Origin of the sequence: Bryobacter aggregatus MPL3, assembly GCF_000702445.1 — a bacterium.
GTDB lineage: Bacteria > Acidobacteriota > Terriglobia > Bryobacterales > Bryobacteraceae > Bryobacter > Bryobacter aggregatus.
Genome location: NZ_JNIF01000003.1, coordinates 190,770 through 212,897, shown reverse-complemented (window position 1 = coordinate 212,897; position 22,128 = coordinate 190,770). Strand labels below are relative to the sequence as shown.

10 protein-coding genes are annotated in these 22,128 nt (G+C 58.1%); 4 read left to right on the top strand and 6 right to left on the bottom strand.

What is annotated here, in order from left to right:
* Positions 1-14: 14 nt before the first annotated feature.
* On the top strand, positions 15-2,891 hold the full coding sequence (uvrA, locus tag M017_RS0101330) for an excinuclease ABC subunit UvrA (RefSeq protein WP_031495184.1): 2,877 nt from the start codon (positions 15-17) through the stop codon (positions 2,889-2,891).
* A gap of 331 nt (positions 2,892-3,222) precedes the next feature.
* Here uvrA and M017_RS0101320 read toward each other — a convergent pair whose 3' ends face one another.
* Together M017_RS0101320 and M017_RS0101315 are read right to left on the bottom strand one after the other, a co-directional pair.
* The gene (locus M017_RS0101320) at positions 3,223-4,065 is read right to left on the bottom strand and encodes a sugar phosphate isomerase/epimerase family protein (RefSeq protein WP_031495181.1); all 843 of its coding nucleotides are present in this window, start codon (positions 4,063-4,065) and stop codon (positions 3,223-3,225) included.
* A 16-nt stretch (positions 4,066-4,081) separates the two neighbouring features.
* Positions 4,082-4,933 (bottom strand): ThuA domain-containing protein, encoded by an 852-nt coding sequence (locus M017_RS0101315; RefSeq protein WP_238325777.1) that lies wholly within the window; start codon positions 4,931-4,933, stop codon positions 4,082-4,084.
* 167 nt (positions 4,934-5,100) lie between these two features.
* Between M017_RS0101315 and M017_RS0101310 the strand changes: the two genes are divergently transcribed.
* Positions 5,101-6,351, top strand: coding sequence for an MgtC/SapB family protein (locus M017_RS0101310; RefSeq protein ID WP_051669409.1), 1,251 nt, complete (start codon positions 5,101-5,103; stop codon positions 6,349-6,351).
* Positions 6,352-6,360: 9 nt separating this feature from the next.
* Here the strand turns inward: M017_RS0101310 and M017_RS0101305 are convergent, their stop codons facing one another.
* Positions 6,361-7,596, bottom strand: coding sequence for a Mur ligase family protein (locus M017_RS0101305; protein ID WP_031495178.1), 1,236 nt, complete (start codon positions 7,594-7,596; stop codon positions 6,361-6,363).
* A 72-nt stretch (positions 7,597-7,668) separates the two neighbouring features.
* Positions 7,669-9,606: a right-handed parallel beta-helix repeat-containing protein gene (locus M017_RS0101300; RefSeq protein ID WP_031495176.1), complete on the bottom strand. Its 1,938-nt coding sequence runs from the start codon at positions 9,604-9,606 to the stop codon at positions 7,669-7,671.
* A gap of 251 nt (positions 9,607-9,857) precedes the next feature.
* On the opposite strand from M017_RS0101300, the gene M017_RS0101295 reads away from it, so the two are divergent.
* Both M017_RS0101295 and M017_RS0101290 read left to right on the top strand, forming a co-directional pair.
* Positions 9,858-10,586, top strand: a complete 729-nt coding sequence (locus M017_RS0101295) for a Crp/Fnr family transcriptional regulator (protein WP_155121159.1) — start codon at positions 9,858-9,860, stop codon at positions 10,584-10,586.
* A 263-nt stretch (positions 10,587-10,849) separates the two neighbouring features.
* The gene (locus tag M017_RS0101290) at positions 10,850-18,463 is read left to right on the top strand and encodes an NHL domain-containing protein (RefSeq protein WP_162179802.1); all 7,614 of its coding nucleotides are present in this window, start codon (positions 10,850-10,852) and stop codon (positions 18,461-18,463) included.
* 624 nt (positions 18,464-19,087) lie between these two features.
* Here M017_RS0101290 and M017_RS0101280 read toward each other — a convergent pair.
* Together M017_RS0101280 and M017_RS0101275 are read right to left on the bottom strand one after the other, a co-directional pair.
* Positions 19,088-20,350: a M20/M25/M40 family metallo-hydrolase gene (locus M017_RS0101280; protein WP_031495171.1), complete on the bottom strand. Its 1,263-nt coding sequence runs from the start codon at positions 20,348-20,350 to the stop codon at positions 19,088-19,090.
* A gap of 19 nt (positions 20,351-20,369) precedes the next feature.
* Complete coding sequence (locus M017_RS0101275) at positions 20,370-22,127, bottom strand: ABC transporter ATP-binding protein (protein ID WP_238325776.1); 1,758 nt, start codon at positions 22,125-22,127, stop codon at positions 20,370-20,372.
* Position 22,128: the final 1 nt, after the last annotated feature.

The window sequence follows — 22,128 nt, the reverse complement described above, 5'->3', positions numbered from 1 at the left end:
GATATACTGAGATTATCCCGAAAGAAAAAGCGAAAACGCCCCAGGACCATGGTGCGATTGAGGTCCACGGTGCCCGCGTTCACAACCTCAAGGATATCTCCCTCGACATTCCTCACAATGTGTTGACGGTAGTGACTGGTGTGTCTGGTTCCGGTAAATCATCCTTAGCCTTCGATACGATTTACGCCGAAGGCCAGCGCCGCTATGTCGAATCGCTGTCCGCTTACGCGCGGCAGTTTCTCGAACGCATGGAGAAGCCGGATGTCGACGAGATTCTCGGCCTGGCGCCTCCGGTGGCTATCAAGCAGAAGAATACGACGCGCAACCCACGCTCGACCGTCGCGACGTCGACCGAGATCTATGACTTTCTACGTCTGCTCTTCGCGCGCGCCGGCGAAACCTGGTGCCCGGTCTGCAACATTCCGGTGATTCGCGATTCGGTGGACCATGTCGCCCATCGGATCTTGCAGGAAGAGCCAGGCACGCGCTGGTATGCATTGTTTCCGATCACCAAGGAAAAGCTCAAAACGGATGCATTGCGGGACCGCTTGTTTGAACTGCGCGCCAAGGGTTTTACGCGCCTCTACCAGGAGGGCCGCACTTTTGAGTTCTCGAGCCCGGAGAGTCTGCTTGAGCTGAACTTCGGTTTGCCGGTTTTCGCCTTGGTCGATCGTCTTGTGCTGACGGCGGATGTCCGCTCGCGTCTGGTTGATGCGATTGAAATCGCCTATCGCGAGGGCGGCGAATTGATTATCGAGCAGGCTGGCACCGACACGCCGCAGCGGCTTCGCTTTAACGAAGCCTTCCAGTGTAAGACTTGCGGGACTGAATTCAAAGACCCCGAGCCGCGGCTCTTCAGTTTCAACAATCCATTTGGCGCTTGCCCCACTTGCCAGGGTTTTGGCCGCACGATGGACTACGACGTCGACAAGATCATCCCCAACCCTGGACTGGCGCTCAACGAGGGGGCCATCGACCCCTGGACCAAGCCGACCTATGTCTGGTATTACGAGGAGTTCAAGAAGACTAGCAAGGGCAAGGTGCGCCACAACATCGCTTTTGCGGACCTGAAGCAGAACGAACAGGACTACGTCATGGACGCGGTTCGCGAATTCTTCAGCAAAGTGGTGGAACCGAAGAAGTACAAGGTTCATGTGCGGGTCTTTATGTCCCGCTATCGTGGCTACACGCGCTGTCCCGATTGCCACGGCACGCGGCTGCGCCAGGAAGCGCGCAATGTGCGTGTCGGCGGCAAGATCATCAGCGAGGTGTCCAGCCTGAACATTCGCGACGCGATGCTGTTTTTTGATGGCGTTGCATTGCGGCCGGAACAGCAAGCGGTGGCCGATAAGATTCTGAATGAAGTCCGCCAGCGCCTGCGTTTTCTGAATGACGTCGGGCTCGACTATCTGACGCTGGACCGTCTGGCGATGACGCTGTCGGGCGGGGAAGCGCAACGCATCCAGTTGGCCACCTGTCTTGGGTCGCGATTGGTCGGCGCTTGCTATGTGCTCGATGAGCCGAGCATTGGCTTACACTCGCGCGATACGCACCGGCTGATCAAGATCCTGAAGGACCTGCGCGATATCGGAAACACGATCCTGGTGGTGGAGCATGATCAGGAAGTGATGGAGTCTGCCGATCACATCATCGATCTAGGGCCCGGCGCCGGAGAGCATGGCGGAGAGATTATTTTTGCAGGTCCTTACGGCGACTTGTTGAAGCCGAAAAAATCGGGCCAGTCGCTCACCGGCCTTTATCTTCGCAATGAGAAGAACGTAGCGCCGCGCCGGGTGCGCCGGGTTCCAGATCCGAAGCGACAGGTGGTGTTCCGGGGTGCCCGGGCAAACAATCTGCGCGGCATCGATGTCAGCATTCCGCTGGGACTGATGGTGGCGGTGACGGGCGTTTCCGGTTCTGGCAAGTCTTCCCTGATGCATGAGGTGATTTTCAAGACCTTAGAGCGGCGTCTGAGTCTGGGGGCTTCGGCGAAGGTCGCGACGCGTAAGAAGGCTGTTGCCGAACCCGAGGCCGATGCCGAGGATTCTTCGGCCGAGTCACAGCGCCAGACCTGTCGCTCTGTCGAAGGCGACTATCATCTGAGCGATGTGATTCTGGTGGACCAGTCGCCGATTGGCCGGACTCCCCGGTCGAATCCGGTGACCTATATCAAGGCCTTCGATCTGATTCGCGATCTGTTTGCGAATACGAAAGAATCGCAGGCGCGTGGCTACCAGGCCGGGCACTTCTCGTTCAATATTCCCGGGGGGCGTTGCGAGACCTGTCAAGGCGACGGGACGGTCACGGTGGAGATGCAGTTCCTCGCCGACGTTGAACTGGTTTGTGATGATTGCAAGGGCACGCGCTTCAAGCCGCAGATTCTGGAGATCCAGTACAAGGGCGCCAACATTCACGAGACGCTGCAGATGACGGTGCGCGAGGCAATTGCGCACTTTGCCGATGCGGCGCGCTTAGTGGCGAAGCTTCAGGTGCTGGAGGATGTAGGGCTTGGTTATCTCCGGCTTGGCCAGTCGGCGACAACGCTGTCGGGCGGGGAAGCGCAGCGCGTCAAACTCGCCTCGCATCTTTCGCAATCCTCAAGTGCGAAGACGCTGTTTATCTTTGACGAGCCGACAACCGGCTTGCATTTTGACGATATCCGCAAGCTGCTCACCAGCTTCCAACGCTTGATTGAAAACGGTGGCAGCATTCTGCTGATCGAGCATAATCTGGACGTGGTGAAAGCGGCGGACTGGGTGATCGATCTGGGGCCGGAAGGCGGCGATGGCGGTGGACAGATTGTCGCCACCGGCACGCCAGAACAACTGGTGGAAGTGGCGGAATCGCATACCGGACACTATCTGAAGCCGATTCTGGAGAAGTACTACTAGGCCGAGGAGGCAAGGGCCGCAAGCGCACGCATCGGATGGACAGCATGCGTAATCTCTTTGGAGAATGCGGCCGCGACGAGTACGAACTTTCTGTCCAATCCTGACTTTTCTCGGTGTCTCTCGATTTCGTAGGACACAACAGCTTCGGCGAACTCCATCGCTGGAATCCTTACGGCATAACGGATGGCCTGCAATTCCATGTGCCCGCCATCCTCGGTGCGCTTGAGTTTGATGACGACGAGGCTTGCTCTCGCTTCATTGGCAGAACTCTTCAGCCAGGACGAGCGTGCCCGGTGCGATCACTTCAAGCTTGAAGGTCGGTGCTTCTTCTCTAGGACTTCACGTTCTGCCGCAGGAATTTTACGCCCTCAAAGGCGATGGATTCTGGCGACTTCTCGATGTCGCGCCAGATCGACGCGGCGGCGGAGAGTTCTCCCAGCGCAAAGCCGAAGCTCTCGATGGTCAGCCAGCCATCGTAATTTAACTCTTTCAAGGCTGCAAAGACTGAAGGCCACTCGACGTGCCCGCTGCCCGGAATTCCGCGGTCGTTCTCACAGGTGTGGACATGCTTCAGATGCTTGCCCACCGTCCGGTAACCGGCGGCGATGTCTTTCTCTTCAATGTTCGCGTGGAAGGTATCGAAGAGGACGCCGACATTCGGATGATTGATTTCATCGCAGAGCCTCGCCGCGTCGGCGGCGGTGTTGAGAAAGTAGGTCTCAAAGCGATTCAGGGGTTCAATCGCAATCGTGACGTCATGCGCACGGAGCGTGTCGCCGAGAGTCTGGTAAGCCTCGACGGCCCACTTCCATTCGGCACTTGTGCGGCGTCGGCCTGGTAAATATCCAACCGGCGAATAGAGCGGGCCGGCGATCAGCTTTGCCCCAGCCTCGGCGCCGGCTGCAATCACTTCTTTCATATGGGCGAGCGTTTGGCGACGGACTTCAGCGTCGTCGCTGATCAGGCTCAGGCCCTGGACGAGTACGGAGCAGATGGTCACTTCAAGCCCGGCTGCTTCTGTCCCTTTGCGGATCTCGGCGGCGGCAAAGCTGGAGGCGCGAAAGAGCGGCACCTCGACACCATCGAAACCACCTGCTTTGATCCCCGGCAGCAAGGGCATCTGTTCCTGGCCAAACTCGGCAGCCCAGATAAATGTATTCACTCCAAATTTCATTGGAACCTCATCCCCTCTAATTTTTCTTGTCCCAGTTCTCAGCCAGATCTGCGGCGCTCACGGAGGAAAGGACTCCCCCGGCAGGCACCTCGACTTTCGAAATCCAAAGCAGCGCGTTCAGCACCAACTTGCGGAAGTTGTCATCGCCTAAGTTCTTATGAAAATGTCCGCCCGTCCAACCGACGCCGCGTCCTCCGTCCGGCCTCTCCACCGCCCAGGCCACCACCTGCGGCTGGCCGACCTTGGCGCGGACATCCGGGTTCCCCAGCCGCGGGCCGTCTTTCTCTGAAAAGACTTCCTTTGGCGGAGTTGCCACCAGAATTGGCGTAGCATTCTGCAACGTCTTTGGAACCCGCATATTGAAATACCACTCGTCGCGAATGGTAAACGGCTTCACTCCCTGCGTGATCGGATGCTTCGGCAGGGACTGGAAGGTGGCGTCCCAATGAGGGTTGACCGAGTGATTCAGTTCAAAGTAGCCGCTGATCCAATCGAGCATTTCCTGATGGCCTTTGGCGGCTGGTGGCTCGATGGCATAGTGATAGAACATCAATCCCACTCCCCGGGCAACGGCTCTGCGAATCTCGGCCACATGCTCCTCGGACTTGAAGATCGGATGTCCCTCGGCACCATCGGCAAAGAAGAAAATGCCATCGGCTTTCTCGATCACTGCGGGCGCCGGCCAGACGCCATTCAGCGCAACCGTCGTGTGCAGACCAGGAACACGCGCGAGGGCTTTCTGCAGCAACAGGACTCCGGCATTATGTTCGTGCTGGCCTGCGGGATGGCTCGGTGTTCCGGCGAATAGTAACAACTCCCGATCCGCACTCATCATGCTGATCGCCGCTAAGAACAAGACCACAAACACTCTCATCCGATCCTCCCATTCCTGGTTGCCATCATTGCGCCTTCGCCCTCAGAGCATATAACAGCCAGGAGGCATTGCTACAGAGGGAAACGCTGTTTTTCCACTGGATCTTCAAAACAAATTTGGCAATGCGAGAACCAGGATTCCTCTCCACGCGTCTCTGTACTATGGAGCCATCGATCGAGCCTTTCCTTCCCATCGAAATCGCCACCAAACTCCTGGTGTCTCTTGCCATCGGACTTCTGATCGGCTTTGAACGCGAGTGGGCTCATAAGGAACTTGGGGTTCGTACCTTTGCGGTGGTCAGCCTCTTTGGCATGCTGGCGCCGTTGATCTCAGCACCCTTTGTTCTGGTTGCGATGGCGGGCATTATCGCGATTCTGGCAATCGTCAATATCGCCAACATCAGCACGCACCGGATGCCAGAGACCACGACTACGGTCACTCTGATTGTGACCTTTGCTCTCGGGGTTCTGGTGGGACAGGGACACATCTTTACGCCCACCGCTTCCGCGATTGTTGTCACGTTGCTGCTTTCGATGAAGCCGCAGTTCTCTCGCTTTGCGGGCGGCCTCACACAAGAGGAGGTTAAGGGGGCGGTGTTGATGGGGCTCATCGGCTTTGTGATCTATCCGCTCCTTCCCAACCGCTTTATCGATCCCTGGGAGTTGCTCAATCCCCGCGAGGCCTGGTTCACGGTGATTCTGATTGCCGCCATCGGCTTTGTGAACTACATTCTGCTCCGCGTTTACAGCACTCGAGGCCTCTACTACACAGCGGTTTTCGGTGGCCTGGTCAATAGCACCGCTGTGATTGCCCAGTTGAGTTCCACGATTGCCCAGAGCGGACCCAATGCGCGGCGTCTGGCGACCGTTGTCAACCTGCTCACGATCTCTTCCATGTTTGTTCGCAATCTGGCGCTTTTGCTGATTTTTAGCGAACCGGCCGGTCTGATTGCAGCGATTCCGATTGGCCTGATGGCGCTCGGTTCGGCTGCGCTGGTCTGGTGGCATCGTAAGGTGCCGGTGGATTCGGCGGAGATCGCGCTCGGGTCGCCGATTTCCCTGCGGCAGCTCACTTCGTTCGGAGTGCTCTTTGTTTTTATTCAAGCCGCCAGTTCGCTCGGTGAAAGATTCTTTGGGCAGTCGGGAACGGTGATTGTGAGTTTCATGGGAGGCCTGGCGAGCAGTGCGAGTTCTACGGCCGCGGTTGCCAGCCTGGCCGAGCATGGGCACGCGACACCCGGAATTGCTGCTGTTTCCACCGTAGCCGCCTCGATTGCGAGTACGCTGGTCAATCTTCCGATCATTTACCGGGAGACGCAGGATCGTGATCTGGTGCGCGACCTCTTTGTGATTTCCATTGCGATTACGATCACGGGCCTTGGCGCATTATTGATCCTGGGCGCTCATCGATAGGACGAGCCGCTAGGAAACTGGCTTGGGATTGCGAAGTTCAGGGCACTCATCACAGAGGATGCTCTTGTGGCAGGACTCTCTCCAGCACTTCACCTCGCCCCGTGTTGCGAGGTAGATCCGTGAGAGGTGGTCGCTGTTGCGGCCCCGCAGCAGAATGAAGTCGCCTGCTCTCGCCTCGTGTTGGAGATGTATGGCGGCATCTTCTACGGTGTAGAAGCTCCATGCTTGTTCCACGGGCATCCCTGCTGCGATGGCTGCCTCGACGCCAGCCTGGGAATGATCCCCAATAAAGACCGCTGCATGGGCGATCCGGGCTGCAATTTTCCCAAGATCCGCAATTCGCTTTTTGGGCTTGCCTTTCGAATCGGACACATCACTGAAGACAATGATTTTGCGCTCTGCCTGTGCCGCCTCGAGCACATCCAGTGCCACTTGGAGAGTGTCCACCGAACCATTCCGTTCATCCCTCAGAAAGATGGCTCCATTGGGAGCGCTTGCCACGGACAATCGAGCTGGCGACGGCTCCATGCTGGAAATTGCAGCCGCTGCCTCATCGATTGCAATCCCTGTCAACTTTGCAATCGCAAATGCGGGGAGCAGGCTTGGCAGCCAGTGAGTTCCGAGAAAGCGCGTCTGAATGAGATGCTCTTCGCTCCCGTGCGAGAGTCGAAATCGCAGCCGGTCTGGCCAATGGCTTTCCGCCTGATGGCCTCGGAATTCAGCCTCTTCGCCTGTGCCATAGTAGATCGTCTTCAAGCCATCGGGTACCGGATAGCTGGCAATGTATGGATTGTCGCGATTGAGAATCGCGACACCTCCTGGCCGTAAGGAGCGTATGAGATCGGCTTTCTCTTCGGCTATCGTCTCCAGTGTCTTGAAGTGCATCATGTGGGTTCTGGCGACGTTGGTCCACACGGCAATGTCTGGCTTGGCGACCCTAGCGAGCATCTTCATCTGTCCCGGCCGATCGAGCCCAATCTCTAAGACGGCATAATGATGCCACGGACGGACGCGGAATAGCGAGAAGCTGAGTCCTGAAAAATGATTGTCGCTTCCGGCCGTGCGCACCGTGCGGTATCGCGTAGCCAGCACATCCGCGATCGCCTCTTTGGCTGTCGTCTTTCCCACGCTGCCCGAAATGGCAATAAAAGTCGTGCGAAACATCAATCGCCGCCAAATGGCGGCTGCTGTGATGAGGAGATAACGAGGAAGATGTTGCAGGGGTTTGGGGAGGAAATCAAACATAACTCAGATGCCTCCCTCTGTTTTCGCTGCTCTTCGAGTTTCAAAAAACAAAGAGCTTGAGGCTCCTTCAGTCTATCGATAGAACGGGGCCCATGTCAGCCAAGTTGGACCATACTTCAACGCAGGTTTTCCCACTTCTAAGGCTCCCAGATCGGGAGCTTTTCCGGCAAAGCCTTCATTGACTGTCGGGATCGCCACACCTGCATCCACCGCTTTGCTTCCTGGCTTCAACTGGAAGTTCAGATCCATCGCATGGTAAACCGCATGCCGTTTGGTGGGGTCGGGTGGCGCGAGTTTTACGAAGATGTCAAAGTCGACTTCCAGGCCATGCTTCTCCTGCCCGGTTGCCGCGCGAAACTCTGCGAGGGTCGCAAAGCTTTTCCATTCCTCCGGCTTGGGTTCGTATGCGGTCTTCCCCTTGGCCGGGCCGAGCCATTGGTACTGCATGGCAACTCCCTTGTTGGGGCGATAGCCGTTGTAATCCGTGCTGTATGTATCCGTCGCATTGGCCCAGCTCATGATGCCGCGTTCTGGCGTATCACGGCCGAGGAAGAGGTTGTTCTTGTAGTGCATATTGGACGAGGGATCTTTCACCACTTGTTCGCCAATGATCGTGTTGTGGAAGACGAAGAGCCCTGCCGGTTTGGCGGAGAACTTGAAGGCAACGCCGGTGGGTTGGTGATATAGGATGTTCCGGAAGAAGTAGACTGGCCCTCCAAACACAGGTTGGGAGCTGTATCCGCCCTGCGCTGCATTGATGCCGCGATTCTCAAAGACCCGGACATTGTGTACGCCTCCGTCGGTCTCGACAAAATCATCGTTCAGCATGTGCATGTCGTTGCCGTAGATGTCGATTGAACTGGCGCGCCGGTCGGGATCTTTCTCCGGCGTTCCGTAGGTGGAGATGCCGATCGCGTCGTGGAAGTAGGCAATGGCATTTCTTGCAATCACATGCCCGGTTCCGTAGACCTTGATGGCGTAATAGCTCACCATCTGGTGGGAGCCATAGGGGCCCGCACTGGGCCAGCGCGATCCGGTCCATCCGACCAACCGGAAGCGGTCATCTTTGCCAAGGAACAGATTGTCCGCGATGTAGAAGTCATTGGAGCCCGCATACTCGGTCCAGACCCCGAAGCCGATATTTTCGAAGCGGCAATTCTTTACGGTCAGGCCAATGGCGCCTGTCACTTCTTTCTGTCCGGCCATGAAGACGACGCCGGTATTGCGGAAGGTCAGGCCTTCGAAGATATGGTGCTCAGTTGCCATGACCTCGAACAGCCGTCCATTGTTGTCGCCATCGAACACGACTTCTCCATCGCCGGCGGCTTTGATCGTAATCGGTTTCTCTTTGGTGCCCTTCAAGGTAAGGGACATGGTGCCATCAAAGGGCGTCATCATCGGGTCGACGTAGTTCAAGCGCTCTGGCTTGTAGAGTCCGGCATGGAGCAGGATGGTATCCCCGGGCTGTGCCCTCCGTTCCCAGACGACGCTCCAATCGCCGAGACCGGCTCCATAATAGGCTTCGAGAACACTGGTGAAGCTGGGCTCGATGCGATCCCCTTTATAGTCGGGGGCGTAGACATGAAGCACTCTCCCGCCTTGATAGGGCTGTGGCTCCGTGCGCGTGGTGACCTTCACCGTTTGGATGGCTGTTCCTTGCACTCCATCGGGATCGCTCATCTTGAATTCACACTCGTAGGTCGTTCCAGGTTCCACGTTGAGAATGCTGCCGGCAAAGCCGTCCGGCACAAAGTAGTCCAGATTCTCGCGGCGGCGGAAGACATTTTCTCCTCCGATCCGCACCAAGGGGAGCGCCTCTCGCCAGGTGCTGGAGCCTTCCGCGCGGTATCGCACAGAGACGGTCGCATTCCGATTGGCGTCGCCTTGGATCGGCCATTCAAAGCCGAGATTCCGGAGAGTCGGATGTTCGACGTGGAAGCGGCCCGGAGTGATTGCGTTTTGCGCCATGAGTCCGAGAGCAGTGAGAAGGACGAGTGGAAGAAGCTTCATAGCAAACCGCCACCATCATATCTCTCCGTAGATGCTCTCACTCGTAGCCCGATACGCTCGAGTCTGTCTCTCGCTTTGAGATATCACGCAATTCCTTAGTGGATCGGTTGTATAAGGATAGGATCATACAGTATGGTTTGTTGGGAAAATTACCTAAATTGAGTGGATCTATGAAAAAAGCATTAGATTCGATCTCAGATGAGATTACAATCGAATTGCGCAACGGATTTTGAGGGTAGCTTGTGTTTCAGATGAAATGGCGAGATTCTCCGGCAGTTGAGGGCCAGAAACTAGTGGCCGGTACACCGGCTATTATTCTCTCCCTTCCTCCTGTTGCGGTAGTTCCTGGATTTAGCGCTCCCTCGTTTGTGGGAGCTGGCAGTCCGGTTCTCAGTAAAAAGAACGGAGCGGTTGCGGCCTATATTGAAGAAGGTGTGGTGCGGGTCAGTGCGAAGGCGAATCGGAATGGATTTCTACTGGGCTACCGCTCCACAGGTTGGCTGGTTGGTGGCGTTGCACTGACACATGCCGTAGCGCCGGTTCTGACTGCGACCACGCTGTCTGATTGCCGGATTCGAACCATTACCTTGAGTGCCTTTGCAGCCCTGGATGCGGTGCAGCGGGAGCAATTGATGAAACAGGTGGCGCTGAACTATGCCCTGGAGCTAGACGCTCTTGTGCAACGTGAAGCCTGCTTCTTCAGTCTCAGTCCAGTCCAGCGGCTGGCCCTTTTTCTGCAGCAGTTTTTGATGTCCTTCGGACTCTCGGTCGATGGCGCGATCTGGCGCCTGACCTTTCCGATCCCGCAGGTGGAACTCGCCAGCTATCTCCGCCTCTCGCCGGAACACACCAATCGGCTTCTCCACCGCTTCCGGAATGAAAATGTGATTACGGCAGCGAAATGGCCCATTCTGACCATTGACGCTGCGGCCTTGTATCGAGTGGCCACGGCAGTCCCCGCGGATTCAATCGCCGTTTAAGTTTTACTGGATACCAGTCAATCACTTGGCAGTCTGTGTGAAATTCTCAAAAAAAATTCCTTAAATTTTTACTCTCATTGACGGGAATCAAGATCGCTACAGTTGTTAGGGTCGATACCAGTTTAGTGATAAGTATGTATTTCCAGATTGGTGGCATTCCTACGACCGTAGCATCGGTGTCTAAGAAGACCTTTCTTTATTGGCTCTTGTTGATGATATTGGGAAGTCACTCTGGGGGAAGCCAGTTGCAGGCAGCCTCTACGGTGCAGATTGTATCTTCGGCGAACTATCAGAAAGTAGTTGCTCCGGAGTCCCTGGCCACTCTGTTTGGCACTGGATTGTCGAAAACGTCGGCCTCCGCGCAACTGGACGCAAATGGAAAATTGCCTCTGGCCCTTGAAGGCGTGAGCCTCACGGTCGGCGGCGTTCCTGCGCGTCTGGTCTACGTCTCCCCGACGCAAGTCAATTTTGTGGTGCCGAGTGCTATCCAGCCGGGAGAGCAGCCAGTGGTGGTGACGTCGGCTGCGCTGGCAACGGAGTTTCGCGGATCCGTTGTGATTGCCAGATACGCTCCAGGACTCTTTACCCTGCCATGTCTCCGTTCTGATCGCGCCGCGGTTCTGGATGCTGTTCACTTTACGCTGGAGCCTTTTCAGTCCTTTGCTGCGAGCTATCCGGGAACGGACAAACGTACGAGGCTTGCCCTGTTTGGAACAGGCTTTCGCTTTGCGGCGGATCCCGCCGGAGGAGAGGCGAATGTCGCCTCGGCGGTTTCCATTGTGGCGTCCTATGGAGAGGGTTTGAGCCGTGATCTGGTTGTGGAGTATGCGGGGCCAGCTCCTCTTTTTGCCGGGCTGGATCAACTCAATGTAATTCTTCCCGAGGAGTTGCAGTCGGCCGGGTTGGTGAGGCTGCGCGCCACGATTGCGGGGACGCAGTCCAATGTCGTCAGCTTGATTGCCGCTGCTGGTCTCCTCATTCCGACCAGCGAGAATCCGATCCATTTTCAGGTGGCCACTGTGGCCGGGACTGGCTCGGCAGCGACCACCGGCGATGGCGGCCGCGCGTCCTTGGCTTCTCTGAACTTGCCCTCGGCGGTGGCCGTCGACGCTGACGGGAATATTTTCATTGCAGAAGTGGGCTCGCACGTGATTCGCCGCATCGACCGGGATGGCACGGTGTCGACGCCTTACGGCTCCGGGCAAGTAGGGAGTGCGGGCGATGGCGGACCAGCCAAGCAGGCGAGTTTCCGTAGCCCCAGTGCCTTGGCCTTTGACCGGATTGGAAACTTATATGTTGCCGACAGCGAAGACCATCGTGTGCGGGTTATCGCAAAGAATGGGATCATCCGTGCTTTTGCCGGATCTGGGATTGCGGGTGATTCTGGTTTTGGTGTCCTGGCGAGCACGGCGAAGCTGTCTTCGCCAGTCGCTGTTACGGTGGACCGCTATGGCGCCATCCTGATTGCGGATGCTCTCACGCACCGGGTGGTCAAGGTGAGCGCCGATGGGATGCTTTCCCTGGTTGCTGGGACTGGAGTGAAGGGATACTCGGGAGACGGTGGAAGTGGCTATCTTGCGCAACTCGATTCTCCGAATGGAATTGCGGTGGCGGCGGACAACGCCGTTTTTGTTTCGGACTCCGGCAACCGCCGCATCCGCCGGATCGAAGCAACGGGAACAATTCGCACCATGGTCGGCTCTGGCCTGGAGGGCGATCAGAAGACGGCCTGCGCTCCTCTTGATGCCGGATTTGGACGGCCTTCGAGCATCACTTTTGATGCCGCCGGGACGCTGTGGATCGCCGATTCGGTGACGAACCGCATCGTGGCCATGGACTCGACGTGTCTGGTAAACCCAATTGCAGGATCCGGAAGCGCTGGCTATTCTGGCGATGGGGCGTCGGCGCTGGAAGCTCGTTTCCATGCACCGGCCGGGCTGGCGACGCAAGCCGATGGATCGATTCTCATTGCAGACTCTCTCAACAACCGTCTGCGCAAGATTATTACAAATTGTGAAGGACCCACAGCGCTGACCTTCACCCGGGCCTCCAATGCCTCCGCGGCCGAGGTGACGGTGACTTTATCTGTGGGTTGTGCGCTTCAGATTGCCCGTGATTTCACCCTGAGTGCTTCGCTTCCCGGACTGGATCTGCCGCCCGTTTTGACGATTCCTCCGGGTGCCGATCATGTTTCTTTTCGCTTTACCCCAGGGCCAGAGCTTGCCGGGAAGCTGGTGACGCTGACGGCGACGAGCCCGGGAGGCAGTGTATCAGGCTCGGTCTTCATTCCGGCGGCAGAGGATCCGGAGAAGGCGGTTCTCCATGTCAGCTTCCCTCGTGAGTCTTTGACTGCGGGCGAGTCGATGACAGGTGTCGTAACCCTCCGGGGCCGCGACCTGTCCCAGCCGGTTACCGTTCAACTGAGCTCGGACGGGCTCCCGGTTCTGTTGGCCTCGCAAGTGGTGATTCCGGCGGGTGAGATTTACGCCACCTTCCTGGTACAGGTTCCGGCCAATGCGGCCGGTCAGGTCGTCCAGGTGAGCACCCGCGCAGGGACTTTGAGCGCCTCGACTTCTTTCCAAGTGCTTCCCTCCTCAGGGTCCTCGCAGGTGACGCTGCAGTCGCTTCAGATTACTCCGTCGAGCGAGATTGGAGGCAATCCACTGGCGGGGCTCCTGACGCTTGCCGCTCCGGCAGGGCCGGGGGGCGCTACCGTCACGTTGCAGAGCAACAACGGCGCTGCGACCCCACCGGCCTCGGTCTCCTTTGCTGCCGGAGAAAGTTCTGTGGCCTTTGCCATCGGGACGAAGCCTGTCAGTAGCTTCGCGATTGCGACGATTACGGCATCCAGTCTCAATCAGGTGTCTGCGATGGTTGAGATCCGTGCTGGTCTCGCAACGGGCAGTATCCAGAGTTTGGTTCTGTCTCCAAGTTCTGTTTCTGGAGGGGGAACTAGTGTTCTCACCGTGACGCTTCTCGCACCTGCCGGGAGCGGTGGTGTTCCTGTCTATCTCAGTACGAACTCGGGTGCGATAACGATTCCCTCGGCCCTGGTCGTTCCAGAAGGAAGCCTTTCGGCGAGCACGCAAGTGGCAACTTCTGCCGTCACGGCGAGTACCATCGCCACAATTACTGCCGTGGCTTTGAATACGGCGACGGTGCAGTTGTCGATTCAACCCGGCAGCGTCACTCCCTCTTTGGGCAATCTTGCCGGAATTTCTATCTCTCCTGCCACTCTGGCGGGAGGCAACGCGGCGACGGGCACGGTGACACTGGCCTCCCCCGCGGGAAGTGGGGGTGTGCTGGTCAACCTTTCCTCCAGCGCAACGGCCGCCACCCTAGCCCCCAGCATCGTGATCCCGGCGGGAGCTCTGTCGGGAACTTTTCCGATCGCGACAACGGCGGTTTCCTCCGCGATGACGGTGTCGATTGCGGCAAGTTCTTCGAATAACGTATCTGCCAGTTTGACGATCCAGCCTTCCGGACCTGGAACGGCGAATCTTGCAGGGATCACTCTTTCCCCGACGGCTGTTGCGAGTGGCGCTTCTTCCACTGGCACGGTGAGCTTGGCCACGCCAGCGACGGGAGCAGGAGTGTTGGTCAGCCTGTCGAGCAGCAGTCCTTCTGCGACTCTTCCGGCGAGTATCGTGATACCGACTGGTTCTTCCAGTGGCACTTTTACGGTGTCTACGACTGCGGTGGGATCGGAGACACTGGCAACCATTACTGCTGCTTCGGCAAATGCGCAGACTGCGAGCCTGACCATCCATGCCGCAACGGCAGGACAGGGTGTGATCTCGGGTCTGTCTCTGGCGCCTGTCACGGTCGCTAGCGGTGGGTCCGCAACGGGCACCGTTACTTTGGCGTCTCCTGCCCCGGCAGGAGGTGTTCTTGTCACACTTGGGAGCAACCAGAGTGCCGCCACTACTCCGGCGAGCATCGTGATTCCGGCGGGTGCGTCGACGGGGAGCTTCCCGGTGACGACGACACCTGTTGCCTCGACAACCACCGTTGTCATCACGGCGAACTCGGCGAATGCGGCAAGTGCTTCTCTGACGATCAACGCTGCGACGGCGGGGCAGGGCACGATCTCCGGTATCTCGCTGTTGCCGGCGACGGTTGCGAGCGGCGGAAGTGCAGCCGGTACGGTCAGTCTCGGATCTCCGGCGCCAGCAGGAGGTATTCTCGTCACTCTGGCGAGTGACAACCCGGCGGCCACGCTGCCGGGGAGTTTGCTCATCCCGGCAGGAGCCTCCAGCGGTACTTTCACCGTTGCGACGACCGCCGTGGGGGCAACCGCTTCGGTAACGATTACGGCAAGCTCAACGAATAGTCTGAGTGCGGCGCTCACGATTAATGCGGCCACGGCGGGGCAGGGTGCTCTCTCCGGAATCTCCCTTGCTCCAGCCACGGTGGCGAGCGGGGGTGCTTCAACTGCCACCGTGACACTAGCTGCTCCGGCTCCCACCGGCGGCATCCTCGTTACGCTGGCCAGCAGCAACGCTGCCGCCACGGTTCCTGGCACACTCGTCATTGCTGCTGGCGCCTCGTCTGGTACTTTTGCGGTCTCGACGACCGCGGTAAGTACGGCAACCACGCTCAGCATTACGGCAACTTCGGCGAATAGTGTGTCCGCTTCCTTGACCATCAATGCCGCGACGGCAGGCCAAGGGACGCTCTCCGGAGTCTCGCTGTCTCCCTCCACCGTGGCCAGCGGTGCGAGTTCGACCGGTACCGTCAGTCTTGGTTCTCCTGCGCCGGCCGGTGGGATCCTGGTGACCTTATCGAGCAGTAATCCCGCGGCCACGGTTCCTGCCAGTCTCGTCATTCCAGCGGGTTCCTCGACTGGCAGTTTTGCCGTGGCGACAACGGCAGTGGGATCCAACACCGCTGTGACGATTACGGCATCTTCGACGAATAGTCTCACGGCCAATCTGGCGATCAACGCAGCGACGGCAGGGCAGGGCAACCTCTCAGGTCTCTCCCTCTCTCCGGCGTCAGTTGCCAGTGGCGCCAGTGCGAATGGAACTGTCAGCTTGGCGGCTCCGGCACCGGTCGGCGGCATATTGGTCAACTTGTCGAGCAGCAATCCTGCGGCAACCGTTCCTGCGAGCCTGACCATCCCGGCAGGGGCCTCGTCCAGTTCCTTTACGGTCTCGACCACTGCCGTTGCCTCTACGACTGTCGTGAGTATTACGGCAAGCTCGGCGAATAGTATATCGGCTTCCCTGACAATTCAGGCTGCAACTGCCGGTCAGGGCGCTCTCTCTGCTCTCTCCGTATCTCCTGCGACGGTTGCCAGTGGCGGCAGTGCCACCGGTACGGTCACTCTGGCGACTGCCGCACCGATTGGCGGAATTCTTGTGACGTTCGCCAGCAGTAATCCGGCCGCGACGGTTCCGGCCAGTCTGACGATTGCAGCCGGTTCCAGTTCCGGCACCTTCCCGGTGACGACAAGCGCTGTTGCTACGACCACGGCGCTGACGATCACGGCCAGTTCTGCGAATACGGCAACGGCCGGATTGACGATCAACGCCGCGACTGCGGGGCAGGGATCGATTGCTGGGGTCACGCTTTCTCCTTCGACAGTTGCCAGCGCCGCGAGTTCCACGGGCACAGTCACTTTGGCTACAGCCGCGCCGCTGGGAGGCGTATTGGTGACTTTGACGAGTAGCAATGCGGCCGCGACGGTACCGCCGAGTCTCACCATTGCTGCCGGCGCCAGTAGTGGAAGCTTCACGGTAACCACGACGGCTGTGGGGTCAACCACGACATTGAGCATCACCGCAACCTCCGCAAACACGGTCTCCGCCGGTTTGACCATCAATGCGGCGACCGCAGGCCAAGGCAACTTGTCCGGGGTCTCTCTCTCTCCCGCCACTGTTGAAAGTGGAGCGAGTTCTACCGGCACGGTGAGCCTCGCCAGTGTGGCTCCTGCAGGTGGCATTCTGGTTACTCTTGCGAGCAGCAATGTGGCGGCAACGGTTCCTGCCAGCATCATCATCCCGGCTGGCTCCTCCTCGGGAAACTTCACCGTGTCGACCACGGCTGTGGGCACGGCGACCAACTTGCAGATCACGGCTAGCTCGGCGAATAGCGTTCAGGCGGGGCTGCACATCAATGCAGCCGGTCCGGGCTCTGTCGCAATTGGTTCTGTCAGCATCTCGCCGGCCAGCGTGCTCGGTGGAAATGGGGCTACAGGTACGGTGACCTTATCCGCGCCGGCGCCGACAGGCGGTGCGGCAATTACTCTTGCCAGCAACAATGGCGCGGCTGCTGTTTCTCCGTCCCTGACGATTGCTGCGGGGCAGTCGAGTGGAAGCTTTGCGATCACTACGACCCCTGTCGGATTGTCAACCAGCGTCTCGATTACGGCAACTTCGGCGAACAGTACTTCGGCGAGTTTGACCCTGACGCCCCCCTGCGTCAGTTCGCTGAACTTGTCGGTGAGCATTACGGATTTGCTCAGTGGAAACGGACTTCTGAATGGCGCTGTGAGTCTGACTGGCCCGGCACCTGCGGGTGGGCTCCCCATCCAGTTTGTGGCGGGTTCCACCAATATCGGAAGCGCGACGGTTCCTGCGGGCCAGACTTCCACGACGATCAGCCTCTCGGTGAGCAATCTGCTTTCCCTGATCGGGTCTACCCTCACCGCACTGACCAGTTCCCCGTGTGGCGGGATTGATGTCAATCTCCAACTCCTCAATCCCCTGGTCTCTGGCCTTTCGGTGAGTCCGTCCAGTGTGAGCGGCGGAGCATCGAGTACGGGAATTGTCACCCTTGCTGTGGCTGCACCTTCGGGTGGGGTTATCATCAGCCTGTCCAGCAACCAGGCGGTAGCTACGGTACCGTCCTCCATCACAATTCCTGCGGGGCAACTCAGCGGCAGCTTTTCGATCACCACCACGAATCCAGGTAGTCCGCAAACGGCCACCATCACTGCTGCGTCGACTGGAAACTCCAAAACCGCCAGCCTGACCGTGAACCCTGCCGGGCCCCAACTGGTCTCTCTTGCTTCGGTCTCTCTTTCTATGTCTTCCCTCACGGGCGGAACAGCAACGACGGGGACGGTGACGCTCACGGCCCCGGCCCCGGTGGGAGGGGCAACGGTCAATCTCCAGAGCGGGAATGCCGCAGCGACTGTGGTGGGGAGTCTTACGATTCCAGCCGGCGCCACCAGCGCGAACTTTGCCGTATCCACTTTGGCCGTCGCGAGTTCTGCCAATGCGCTGATCAGTGCGACGAGCGCGAATACCGTGTCTCAAATGCTGAATGTTCTGGCCCCTTGTCTCAGTGGCCTGAATCTATCTCTCAACTCGGTCTTGGGCGGGCAGGGACTTTCGGGAACAGTGACACTCACCGGACCGGCTCCTGCGGGTGGGCTTTCCGTTCCGCTGCTTTACACGGGACTAGGAGTCTCCGGTCCGGCATCGATCCTGGTGCCCCAGGGCTCGAACACGGCGAATTTCTCGATCGCGACTTCCCCGGTGGGCGTACTCCTCAGTTCCGTCATCCAGGGTGTCCTGAACGGGTGCGCTCCGGTCTCGGTGAATCTTTCGGTGAACCCTGCGATTCTCACCGGACTGAATCTCTCGCCCTCGGTTCTCGGCCTACTGGGGACCAGTACCGGAACCGTCACACTGAATGGTCCCGCCCCGGCGGGAGGTGTGGTGGTGACTCTCTCCTCCAGCTTGCTAAGTTCGATCCTGGGAGTGCCGTCGAGCGTCACTATTCCTGCCGGGGCGACTTCGGCCAGCTTCACCGTGCTGAACCTGCTGAGCTCTGTGTTGCAGCTTCTAAATCCGATCGTGGGTTCGATCTCTGCCACGCTTGGATCGGTGTCAACCTCTGCCGGGATCACGCTCCAACTCTTGTAGTACCGTCCGGCTTGCCCGTGGATCCAGAACACAAAAAATCCGCATCGTTCCTGTTCCAGACAGTTCCGATGCGGATTTTGATCTCGCCGCAAGCTTTGTTACCGCCTGACTGCGGTCTGCTGCTTTTGCGCTTCACATGCCAGGCGTCAAGCCAAGTCCTGTGCTTGCGCTCAGCCAGGCAGATGGCTCTGGAATGGCTCCCGGATCCTTGGTGCTGATCCGCCGGATGACTCGATTGACGGGGAAGGCGCTCGACAGCTCCGGATTCTCAAGGTTTTGGTAAATCCAGGAGAGGCCATCTCCGGTTCACTGTCGAGGTCCAAGGTCTGGGTGAAGAGCAGATTCTGACTTGCTCCATCCCAGATGCCGATGGGTCTCAGTATCGTATCTTGTGACACCGGTTCCACTGCTCCGGCTCCTGCGCCCCTGCGATCTAGACGACATCGTCGTCGTTTGTGCCGTTATCGAACACCAGGGTGCTTGCCTGTATTGTCGTTGTGAATATGCGGTTCCGAATGTAAAGCCAAGCCTGGACGACTGAAGCGATTGGCTTCAGTCGGTTGCTTGCCATCTTTCAGATTGCTGTTGATTTTCGGGGTAGGCGGCCCACCTCGAAAATCGTCTCTAGTTCACACCAGCCAGCGTCGAAGCCAGCAAGATCAGATACTTTGTGCCGGGCAGAATCGAAGCCTTATCTGCGCTCTCCTCGAGGGAATGCGCCCCACCGCCGAGAATGGCGCCGATGCCGATCGACGGAATCCCCATTGCCACCCCAATGTTGTGATCGTCGCTTCCGCTGTCAAAGGCAACGGCCTTCTTTTCGCCATTGAGCTTGAGATAGTCGGTGACGGCGAGCGTCGATTGCACCAGCGGATGATGCAGCCGGACTTCTTTGGGCAGTGCTTTCGAGTAGTCATGCACGACATTGATGCTCTCGATCTTCAGGTGCAGATTTTCCTGGTTGGCAGCTCGCTGGGCGATTCCCTTGACGTCTTCCACCAGCTTCTGCTCCGCCTGGATATCCTGGCTGCGAATATCCACCGTGATATACACGCTGCCTGGCGTCGCATTGACGACGGTGCCCCCACCCAAGGTTCCGACATTCGCCACAGGCAGATTCGGTGACCCACCTTCTTTCGGCTCCGGCATCTTCATCTCGCCAATGGCCAGAATCGCCCGGGCCGCGCCGCGTGCTGCATTGGCTTTGCCCTTGCTCGCGAGCGTGTGCAAGGTCGGACCTTCAAAGATGAACTTGTACTGCTCGATCAGCAGTGCGCCATAGCCAACACCTCCCAGGCGGGAATCGACGGCGACAAACATGTCCGGTTTCTTGGCGATGTGTTCGAGCCAATGCTTTGCGCCCAGCAGTCCGATCTCTTCCTGCACGGTGGCGACAAAGATCACATCGCCCTTTGTCTTGATCCCGCTCGATTTCATGATGTCGAAGGCGTTGATCAGAGCGGCAAGTGATCCCGTGTCGTCGCCGATGCCAGGTGCATGAAAGCGGCCATTGATCTCTTTCACATGAATCGGCGTGTCCATCGGAAATACGGTATCGGTATGAGCGGCGAAGGCGACTACAGGCCCGCCCCCACTCCCCTTGTAAGTCCCCCAGACATTGCCGATTTCATCCTGCTGGATGTCGGTAAGGCCAATGCGCGCCATCGCCGATTTCATGTAGGCGATCCGCAACTTCTCCTGATTGGATGGCGAAGGGATCTCGGTGAGCGTAATCCACTCCTTCCAAATCGCATCCTTGCGCGCCTCGACCTCGGCAAACGCCTTCTTGAGTTCAGGCTTCTGTGCGATAGAAGGATCGAAGAGCGTTTTCTGCCCAAAGAGAGACAAGGAAGCAAGGAAAAGAAGGAGTGTTGTACCGCGAAACATAGATAGGAATAGCTTAGCGCTACCCTGTGTGTTCTAACTCTTCTTCGAGCGCCTGCCGCTGGTACAACTCGGCGTAATAACCGCCATTGGCGATCAGTTCGGTATGCTTGCCCTGTTCGACAATTTTGCCTTGATCCAGAACAAAGATGATGTCGGCATCCTTCACTGTGGAAACGCGATGCGACACAAACAGGGCGGTGCGTCCGGCCATGACATTGCGCAACTGCGACAGAATTTTCTCTTCGGTGACGGTATCGACGCTGGACAGCGCATCGTCCAGGATAAGAATGGCAGGGTCGCGCAAGATCGCTCGTGCAATGGCGGTTCTCTGCTTTTGCCCTCCGGAAAGAGTAATCCCACGTTCTCCGATGACTGTTTCATAGCCTTCGGGGAAACTTGCGATATCATCCGCCAAGCCACTCTTGGCGGATGCGTCCCGTACCTGCTGCTCGGTCGCCTTGGGTTCCCCCAGCGCGATATTCTCCGTCAAGGAAGTGCTGAAGAGAAAGGTCTCTTGTGGGACAAAACCGACGTGACGCCGCAGTTGTTCCGGGTCGAGTTTGCGCAGATCCAGGCCATCAATCAACACGCGGCCTGTACTGGGGTCCAGCAGCCGCGTGGTCAGATTGAGCAAGGTCGTCTTCCCCGATCCGGTCCGGCCGACAATTGCTGCGGTTGTCCCGGCGGGAATGCGCAAATTGATGCAGTCGAGCGCGATCACTTCACCAAAGCAGGCGCTCACATTCTCAAATACAATCTCGCCGCGCACCGCCTCAAGCGGAAGCGGTTGTGCTGGGGCGACAATCGACGGATTGGCATCGAGAATTTCCCGCAATCGTTTCAAGCTGGCCGTGCCGCGCTGCGTCAAATTGATCACCCAGCCAAAGGCGATCATCGGCCAGATCAGCATCCCCATATAGGTCTGGAACATCACGAAGGAGCCGAGCGTGATCTTGCCCTGGTATAGCTGCCATCCTCCTGCCCACAACACCAATAGAAAGGTACAGCCCACGAGGGTCTGCATCAGCGGATAGAAGATTCCGGTGTCTCTCGCCAAGCCGAGATTCGACTTGATGTAGTCTCGGTTCAACTCTTCAAACTTGTGGATCTCCGCGTCTTCCTGGGCGTAAGCCCGCACAATGCGAGCTCCATTCAGATTCTCCTGCGCGCGGCTGGAAATGTCGCTGAACTGGGCCTGGATCTTCTCAAAGCGCTTGTGGATCTTCTGGCCAAAGTAGACCACGACAAGACTCACCAGCGGCGCCGGAATCAGCGCGATCAGCGTCATCTGCCAGTCGACGCTTGCCATGACGCTGATCGCCAGCGTTGTGGTTAGGGTCGTTTCGGCCCAATACATCACGCCTGGACCGAGCATCATTCGCACCTGATTCAGGTCATTCGTCGCACGCGCCATGATGTCGCCGGTGCGCATTTGCTGGTAGAAGTTCGGGCTCAGACGCACCAGGTGAGAGAAGAGATCGTTGCGCATGTCGAATTCGACATCGCGGGAAATGCTCACCAGGATCAGGCGCGCATAGAATTGCGCTGCCGCGCGGAATAAGGCGACCACCAGCAGAGCTGCTCCGAACTTCCACAGCTTGCCGAATTCAAAGCCACCGAGCAGGGCGTCAAAGCCGTCGCGCAGCAGGATGGGATTGATCACCGCCAGTACGGTTTTAGCGATCAGGCAAAAACTTCCAATCGCCAGTCCGCGTTTGTATCGCCGGAGGTAGGGCCAAGCAATGTCTACCGTGGTGCGGAAGGTGCCCATGGCCATG

Coding starts and splice junctions, on each gene's coding strand:
- M017_RS0101275 (WP_238325776.1), bottom strand. CDS start 22,127: ATGGCCATGGGCACCTTCCGCACCACGGTAGACATTGCTTGGCCCTAC.
- M017_RS0101300 (WP_031495176.1), bottom strand. CDS start 9,606: ATGAAGCTTCTTCCACTCGTCCTTCTCACTGCTCTCGGACTCATGGCG.
- M017_RS0101280 (WP_031495171.1), bottom strand. CDS start 20,350: ATGTTTCGCGGTACAACACTCCTTCTTTTCCTTGCTTCCTTGTCTCTC.
- M017_RS0101320 (WP_031495181.1), bottom strand. CDS start 4,065: ATGAAATTTGGAGTGAATACATTTATCTGGGCTGCCGAGTTTGGCCAG.
- M017_RS0101295 (WP_155121159.1), top strand. CDS start 9,858: ATGAAATGGCGAGATTCTCCGGCAGTTGAGGGCCAGAAACTAGTGGCC.
- M017_RS0101305 (WP_031495178.1), bottom strand. CDS start 7,596: ATGTTTGATTTCCTCCCCAAACCCCTGCAACATCTTCCTCGTTATCTC.
- M017_RS0101310 (WP_051669409.1), top strand. CDS start 5,101: ATGGAGCCATCGATCGAGCCTTTCCTTCCCATCGAAATCGCCACCAAA.